Raw genomic sequence first — 7,097 nt, forward strand, 5'->3', positions numbered from 1 at the left:
GCCCCGGCTTCAACGCTTGTGATCACGAACTACGAGAACGCCCGGCCCCTCCCCGGCGCCACGGTCATGGCCGCCGGCCACCCGGTCCCGGACGCCAACGGCGCCGCCGCCGCCGCCGAGGCGCTGCGCCGGCTCGACGCCGCGACCGCCACCGACCGCGTCATCGCGCTCATCTCCGGCGGCGGCTCGGCGCTCGCCCCGGCCCCGGCCGAGGGCCTCACCCTCGCCGACAAGGCCGAGGTCAACCGCCTCCTCCTCGCCCACGGCTTCGAGATCACCGAGATCAACCTCGTCCGCCAGACCCTCTCGCGGCTCAAGGGCGGCGGCCTCACCCGCCACGCCGCCCCCGCCCCGGTCACCGCCTACATCCTGTCGGACGTCATCGGCGACGACCTGCGCGTCATCGCCTCGGGCCCCTCCACCGCCCCGATCGGCTCCCGCGACGCGGCCCGAGCGCTCCTCACCGAACGCGGGATCTGGCCCGACCTGCCCGAGCCCGTCCGCGCCCGGCTCGCGCAGCCCGAAGCCGCCCCCGGCCCCGGACCCGCGGCGGCGAACCACCTCATCGGCTCGAACCGCCTCAGCCTCGAGGCCGTCGCTACTGCCGCGAGCGCCCGCGGCCTCGATCCCGTGATCGTCAGCGACCGCCTCACCGGCGATGTCGCCGAGGCCGCCGACGCCATCGTCGCCGCCGCAACCGCCGCGCCCCGAAACCGCCCCGCCTGCCTGATCTTCGGCGGCGAGACCACCGTCACCCTCAAGGGCACCGGACGCGGCGGCCGCAACCAGGAACTCGCGCTCCGCACCGCCCTCGCCATGCCAGACCTCGACCGCCCATGGGCCTTCCTCTCCGCCGGAACCGACGGCCGCGACGGCCCAACAGACGCCGCAGGCGGCATCACCGACGCAAAAACAACAACCCGCATCCGCAACGCCGGCGAAAACCCCAATACCCTCCTCGACAACAACGACAGCAACAAAGCCCTCGACGCAGCCGGAGACCTCCTCACAACAGGACCAACAGGAACAAACGTCGCCGACGTCCAGATAATGCTGCTAGGCGCCGGCTGAATCCTCGGCCGGCAGCCCCCATTCGCGCAGATCGTTGACGAGGATCAGCGCGACCCGGCGGAACGCCGCGCGCATCTTCTCGACATGCGGGCCGTGATGGCCGAGGTCGTCGATCGCCTGGTTCATCAACTCGAGCCAGCTCTCGGCATCCTCGAGCGCGATCGGCACATGGGCGTGCATCAGACGCACCTCCATGCTGCCGTGCTTTTCCTCGTAGTAGCGCCGGCCGCCGAGAAAGCCGCTGAGGAAGTCGAACTGCGCCTCGCGGACATGGCTCAGCCCGTGGCCGCGAAAATGCAGCCGCATCAGGTTCTCGCCGCGCGGATCGCTCTCAACGAGATCGTAGAAATGGTTGACGAGGTCGCGCAGGGCGGGTTCGCCGCCCAACTGGTCGAGGATGCTCGCGGCCATGATCCCTCCTCAGCTCTGGGGTCGCGTCTTCTTCGGGTCGTAATGGGCGAAGGGCACGACCCGTGCCGGCAGGCGCTTCTGCTGCCCGTCGAGCTTGCCGATCTCGACCTCGGTGCCGATCTCGGCATGGGCCACGTCGATCCGGGCCAGCGCGATGTTCTTGCCGAGGATCGGCGAGCGCATCGAGGACGTCACCTCGCCCACCTTCGCGCGGCCGACATGGACCGGGTCGCCGTGGCCGACGTCCACGGCGCTGTCTATTTCGAGCCCGACGAGCTTGCGGCTCGGATGCTCCTTGCGGCGCAACAGCGCCTCGCGGCCGATGAAATCGTCCTGCTTGGACTTCAGGGGCACGGTGAAGGCGATCCCGGCCTCGAACGGATCGGTCTCGTCTGAGAAATCGTAGCCCGCGAAGATCAGCCCCGCCTCGATCCGCACCATGTCGAGCGCCTCGAGCCCCATCGGCCGCATGCCATGCGGCTCGCCCGCCTCCCAGATCGCGTCGAAGACCGTGCCGGCATCGCGCGGATGGCAGAAGACCTCGTAGCCGAGCTCGCCCGTGTAGCCGGTGCGCGAGACCACGATCGGCACGCCGTCCGGCCCGCCGATCCGCGCCGGCGTGAAGCGGAACCAGGCCAGTTCCTCGATCGTGGGGTTGTGCGGCGCGGTCCAGATCAGCCCCTTCAGGATGTCGCGGCTCTTCGGCCCCTGCACGGCGACGTTGTGGAGCTGGTCCGTCGAGGCGCGGACCAGCACGTTCAGCCCGAGCTTCTCGGTCTGCTCGCGCAGCCAGATCCCTGAATAGTCGTCGCCGCCGATCCAGCGGAAGTTGTCGCGGCCAAGGCGGAACAGCGTGCCGTCGTCGATCATGCCGCCATGCTCGTAGCACATCGCGGTGTAGACGACGCCGCCGGTGGTGAGCTTTCGCACGTCGCGCGTCAGCGTGTACTGCATCAGCGCCTCGGCATCCGGCCCGGTGATCTCGAACTTGCGCAAGGGCGAGAGGTCGAGGATCACCGCCCTCTCGCGGCAGGCCCAGTATTCGTCGATCGGGCCGGCCGTGGCAAAGCAGTTGGCCAGCCAGTAGCCGCGATATTCGACGAAGTTGCGGGTGTGCTTGGCGAAGCTGGCGTTGAAGCCGGTCTCCTTGGTCATCTTCGGCTCCGAGTCCTTGGTGGGGCGATAGGCGATCGCGCGCGAGAATTTCTCCGCCCCGGAATAGGTGCGGACGTGGATGTCGGTCGGGTTCCAGCCATTGGCGGCCGTGGTGTCGTCGGGGCAGGCGGAACTCACGCAGACGAGATCGGTCATCGCGCGCAGGAGCACGTAGTCGCCCGGCCGCGTCCAGGGCTCGTCGGCATACATCACGCCATGCGCGTCGAGCCCGGTGTTGAAGAAGAAGTTGATCGCCATCCAGCCCCGGCGCGGGGTGACGCCATGCCTGCCGAGCGCACCGTTGAAATTGTCCGAGCAGTTGGTGTGGCCGGGATAGCCGATGTCGTCGTAGTACTTCGACGAGCAGGCGAGCGCGAAGGCATCGTGGCGGCCGCAGGTGTCCTGCACCACCTCCACGAGCGGCAGCATCTCCTGGTCGTAGTATTTCGCGTGCAGGCCCGGCATCGGATAGGCGTGGCCCATTAGTGTCCGCGTCGTCGTAACGTCGAGCGCGTGCTCGATGCCGCGGTCGAGCTTGCGGGCGTCGAAGCACTGGAAATCCGTGCATTGGCGGCCGTCGACATCGAGGATCTGGATGTAGTCGCCGGCCTTGACGAGATAGGCCTCCGCCGTCGCGGACCGGACCCGAAGGTCAAGGACCGGATCGGCGAGCGGATCCGGCAGGTCGAAGCCCTTGACCGGCCGAAGCGTGGCGCGGCGGATCCTCAAGGTCAGCGGCGTCACCGTGTCCTGGGCGTCGAGGTCCATCGCCCCGCCTGGTGCCGCGACGATCACCACGCCGTCGCGCGCGGCGGTCAGGTCCCACTCGGTCCGCGCCGGGGTCGTCGCGTCGAAAGCGCGCAGCGCGCTGGCGCGGGCGAGGTCGATGCCGCGCGCCGCGATGCCGCGGCGGAGCGCCCGCAGGCTCGCCTCGTCACCCGCCAACAGCGCCTTGAGCCCGGCGGCGTCGGAATTCGCGGCCTGTCCGAGGATACCGGCGTCGATCTTGCCGTCGGGACCGGCGGCGACGATCTCGCAGGGCTGGCCGCCCTCGTCGTTGACCACCGTGATCCGGTCGCCCGTCGCCACCGGAACGAGGATTGCGCCCGCCCCGGGAACGACATAGCGTTCGGTGCCGGGCGGCAGGGTCAGTGCCTCGGCCGTGAGGATGCGACTCGGACGCGGCGGACCCGGAACGAACCTGGCAGGGATCTTGTCGAGCATCAGCGCCTCCGACCGTCGCGATTTGCATCTTCGGAATATTTGTTTATCATGAAGAATAACGCGACGCTACCCGTCCCGCAAGCGAAGATGAGGAAAACATGACGGCGCCGGATCACGGCAATGCTTCAAGTCGCTCCGGACGGAAGGGGGGCTGAGCGCGATGGAATCGCTCTATTTCGGCCTCGCGGCGGCTTTGTGCTGGGGCGTCCACGATGTCTGCGTGCGCTATGTCAGCCAGCGCGTCGACGTCGCGGCGGCGATGACCGTCGTCCTTGCGACCGGCCTCGTGGCGCTGCTGCCGTTCTCGCTTGCCGAAGCGGCCGCGCTGCCGGCGCGCTCGGCGGCACTCGCCGGGCTCGCCGGCCTCGCCTTTGCGGGCGGGACCTACAGCCTCTACCGGGCCTTCGCGATCGGCCCCTTGCGGCTCGTCGCGCCGATCATAGGCGCCTATCCGATCCTGTCGCTCCTCTGGGCAGCGGCGACGGGGACTCCGCCGACGATGCTGCAATGGCTCGCGGCCGCCACGATCGTTGGCGGCATCGCGCTGATCGCCATCCTGTCGGACGAGAGCGGGGCCGCCTCGGGCGGCCGTCGGGCGGCGATGATCTGGGCCGGCCTCGGCGGCACCGGCTTTGCCCTGACCTTCGCGCTCGGCCAGGCCGCGAGCGGCGGCGGCGGCGGGCTGCCCGCGATCTTTGTCGCCCGCGCCGCGGCCCTCGCGGTCGTGGCCGGCGTCGTCACGCTATCCCCCGCACGCGGCCGGTTCCTGCGCGCGCCCTGGCTCCTGCTCGCGACGATGGGCGTGCTCGACGCCGCGGCGCTCGGCCTCGTCCTCCTTGCGGGCGGCCTGCCGCACCCGGAATTCGCCTCCGTCACCTCCTCGGTCTTCGGCGTCGTGACGATCCTGCTCGCCTGGGCCTTCCTCCGCGAGCGGATGACGCTGCCCCAATGGGGCGGCGTCGCTCTTGTCTTCGCCGGGATCGGCTACCTCGGCCTCTGACCTTACGCTGTCAGCCCTTCGGGCTCTGGCAGACCGTTTGCGCGGCAGGCGGCGGTGAGGGTGTTGGCGAGCAGGCAGGCGATGGTCATCGGGCCGACGCCNAATGGGGGCATGAATCGCGGGACGCGGCGGATGACCGCCGCGTCTTTCGCCGTCCGGACCTCTGACCTTACGCTGTCAGCCCTTCGGGCTCTGGCAGACCGTTTGCGCGGCAGGCGGCGGTGAGGGTGTTGGCGAGCAGGCAGGCGATGGTCATCGGGCCGACGCCGCCGGGGACCGGGGTGATGGCGCCGGCGACCTCGGCGCAGCTCGCGTAGTGGACGTCGCCCACGAGCCTGGTCTTGCCGTCGCGCTCGATCCGGTTGATGCCGACGTCGATCACCGTGGCGCCGGGCTTGACCCAGTCGCNCGCCGGGGACCGGGGTGATGGCGCCGGCGACCTCGGCGCAGCTCGCGTAGTGGACGTCGCCCACGAGCCTGGTCTTGCCGTCGCGCTCGATCCGGTTGATGCCGACGTCGATCACCGTGGCGCCGGGCTTGACCCAGTCGCCGGGGATCATCTCGGGCCGGCCCACCGCCGCCACGAGGATGTCGGCGCGGCGGCAGACCTCGGCGAGGTCCTTCGTCCGGCTGTGCGCGATCGTCACCGTGCAGCTGTCGCCGAGGAGAAGCTGCGCCATCGGCTTGCCGACGATGTTCGAGCGCCCGACCACCACCGCGTCGAGCCCGGAGAGCGATCCGTGATGGTCGCGCAGCATCATCAGGCAGCCGAGCGGCGTGCAGGGCACCATCGACTTCTGCCCGGTGCCGAGAAGCCCCACGTTCGAGATGTGGAACCCGTCGACATCCTTCGCCGGGTCGATCGCGTTGATCACCAGATCGGCGTCGAGATGCTTCGGCAAGGGCAGCTGCACCAGGATCCCGTTGACCGCCGGATCCTTGTTCAGCGCGTCGATCAGCGCGAGAAGCGTCGCCTCCGACGTGTCGGCGTCGAGCTTGTGCTCGTAGGAGTTCATCCCCGCCTCCACGGTCGACTTGCCCTTCGAGCGGACATAGACCTCGCTCGCCGGGTCCTCGCCCACCAGCACCACCGCCAGACCCGGCGTGATCCCGTGATCGGCCTTCAGCCGCGCCACATGCTCGGCCACCCGGCCCCGCACCCCGGCGGCGAACTCCTTGCCGTCGATGATCTTCGCACCCATTCCCGTCTCCTTGCTATCCGACCGCGTAGGCACCGCGGTACCGTTCCATCTGCATCCTCGTGGCGCGCACCGCGTTCCGCATCAGCATCGCCACCGTCACCGGTCCGACCCCGCCCGGAACCGGCGTGATCCAGCCGGCGACCTCGGCGCAGGCCTCGAAATCCGCATCCCCCACCAGCCGCGGCCCCTCCGGCGTCTCGACCCGGTTGATGCCGATGTCGATCAGCGCCGCCCCCGGCTTCAGCATCTCCGCCGTCACGAGCCCCGGCCGACCGACCGCGACGAAGACCGCGTCCGCGCGCCGCGCATGCGCCGCCACCTCGCGGCTCAGCGCGTGGCACACCGTCACCGTCGCGCCGAGCCCCATCAGCAGGAACGCCACCGGCTTGCCGACGAGCTCCGAATGGCCGATCACCGTGACCTCGAGCCCGGCGGGATCGAGCGGCAGCGCCTTCAGGATCTCCACAGCCGCCAGCGCCGTGCAGGGGCCGAGTGCCAGATCGTCGTAGACGATGTTGCCGATCGAGGCCGGATGCAGCCCCTCGACATCCTTCAAGGGATGGATCGCCCGCTGCAGCGCCTGGACCGGGATCGCCGCCGGCAAGGGCCGCTGGATCACGATCCCGTGCACCCGCGGATCGGCATTGAGACCGGCGACCACCCCGCCAAGCTCCTCGGCCGAGATCGTCGCGGGATAGTCGCGCGCCTCGAAGCCGATCCCCGAGGCCGCCGCCTGGCGGCGCTGGTTGCGCACGTAAAGCTCGGTCGCCGCCACCGCCCCGACCGAGACCGAGACCAGCCGCGGCGCCCAGCCCGCCGCCGCCAGATCCGCCGCCTCGGCCGCCGCCGCCGCCTGGATCCGCCGCGCCATGGCCCGGCCGTCGATGATCGTCGCGCTCATCCGCCCCGTCTTCTTCCGGTCTCGTCTTCTTCCGGTCTCGTCTTCTTCCGGTCTCGCCCTCTGCTTCGCCCCGCCCGGCGCACGGGGCGCCGATGCGGACCGCGGCCCCGCCACGGGGCCGCGGAACGCGCGG

General features: G+C 70.2%; 5 protein-coding genes and 2 pseudogenes. 2 read left to right on the forward strand and 5 right to left on the reverse strand.

Annotated features, from left to right (window positions below):
- Window positions 1-1,071, forward strand: a 1,071-nt coding sequence (locus R5H32_RS20335) for a glycerate kinase (RefSeq protein ID WP_318340476.1), incomplete at its 5' end; no start/stop codon positions are given.
- On the opposite strand, the gene R5H32_RS20340 is transcribed toward R5H32_RS20335, so the two are convergent.
- Together R5H32_RS20340 and R5H32_RS20345 are read right to left on the reverse strand one after the other, a co-directional pair.
- Window positions 1,057-1,482: a group II truncated hemoglobin gene (locus R5H32_RS20340; protein ID WP_318340477.1), complete on the reverse strand. Its 426-nt coding sequence runs from the start codon at window positions 1,480-1,482 to the stop codon at window positions 1,057-1,059. The genes R5H32_RS20335 and R5H32_RS20340 overlap by 15 nt on opposite strands.
- A gap of 9 nt (window positions 1,483-1,491) precedes the next feature.
- On the reverse strand, window positions 1,492-3,861 hold the full coding sequence (locus tag R5H32_RS20345; RefSeq protein ID WP_318340478.1) for a DUF1989 domain-containing protein: 2,370 nt from the start codon (window positions 3,859-3,861) through the stop codon (window positions 1,492-1,494).
- Window positions 3,862-4,021: 160 nt separating this feature from the next.
- Between R5H32_RS20345 and R5H32_RS20350 the strand changes: the two genes are divergently transcribed.
- Complete coding sequence (locus R5H32_RS20350) at window positions 4,022-4,861, forward strand: EamA family transporter (protein WP_318340479.1); 840 nt, start codon at window positions 4,022-4,024, stop codon at window positions 4,859-4,861.
- 169 nt (window positions 4,862-5,030) lie between these two features.
- On the opposite strand, the pseudogene R5H32_RS20355 reads toward R5H32_RS20350, so the two are convergent.
- The 3 genes and pseudogenes from R5H32_RS20355 to R5H32_RS20365 form a co-directional block, all read right to left on the reverse strand.
- Window positions 5,031-5,267 (reverse strand): annotated as a pseudogene (locus R5H32_RS20355) (bifunctional methylenetetrahydrofolate dehydrogenase/methenyltetrahydrofolate cyclohydrolase); the annotation flags it as partial.
- A gap of 16 nt (window positions 5,268-5,283) precedes the next feature.
- Window positions 5,284-6,063: pseudogene (locus R5H32_RS20360) on the reverse strand (bifunctional methylenetetrahydrofolate dehydrogenase/methenyltetrahydrofolate cyclohydrolase); the annotation flags it as partial.
- Between the two features lie 13 nt (window positions 6,064-6,076).
- Window positions 6,077-6,964 carry a bifunctional 5,10-methylenetetrahydrofolate dehydrogenase/5,10-methenyltetrahydrofolate cyclohydrolase gene (locus R5H32_RS20365; RefSeq protein WP_318340480.1) on the reverse strand — a complete coding sequence of 296 codons (888 nt, stop codon included), beginning with the start codon at window positions 6,962-6,964 and terminating at the stop codon, window positions 6,077-6,079.
- Window positions 6,965-7,097: the final 133 nt, after the last annotated feature.

It is taken from the genome of Defluviimonas sp. D31 (genome assembly GCF_033436765.1).
In the GTDB taxonomy this organism is placed as follows: Bacteria; Pseudomonadota; Alphaproteobacteria; order Rhodobacterales; family Rhodobacteraceae; genus Albidovulum.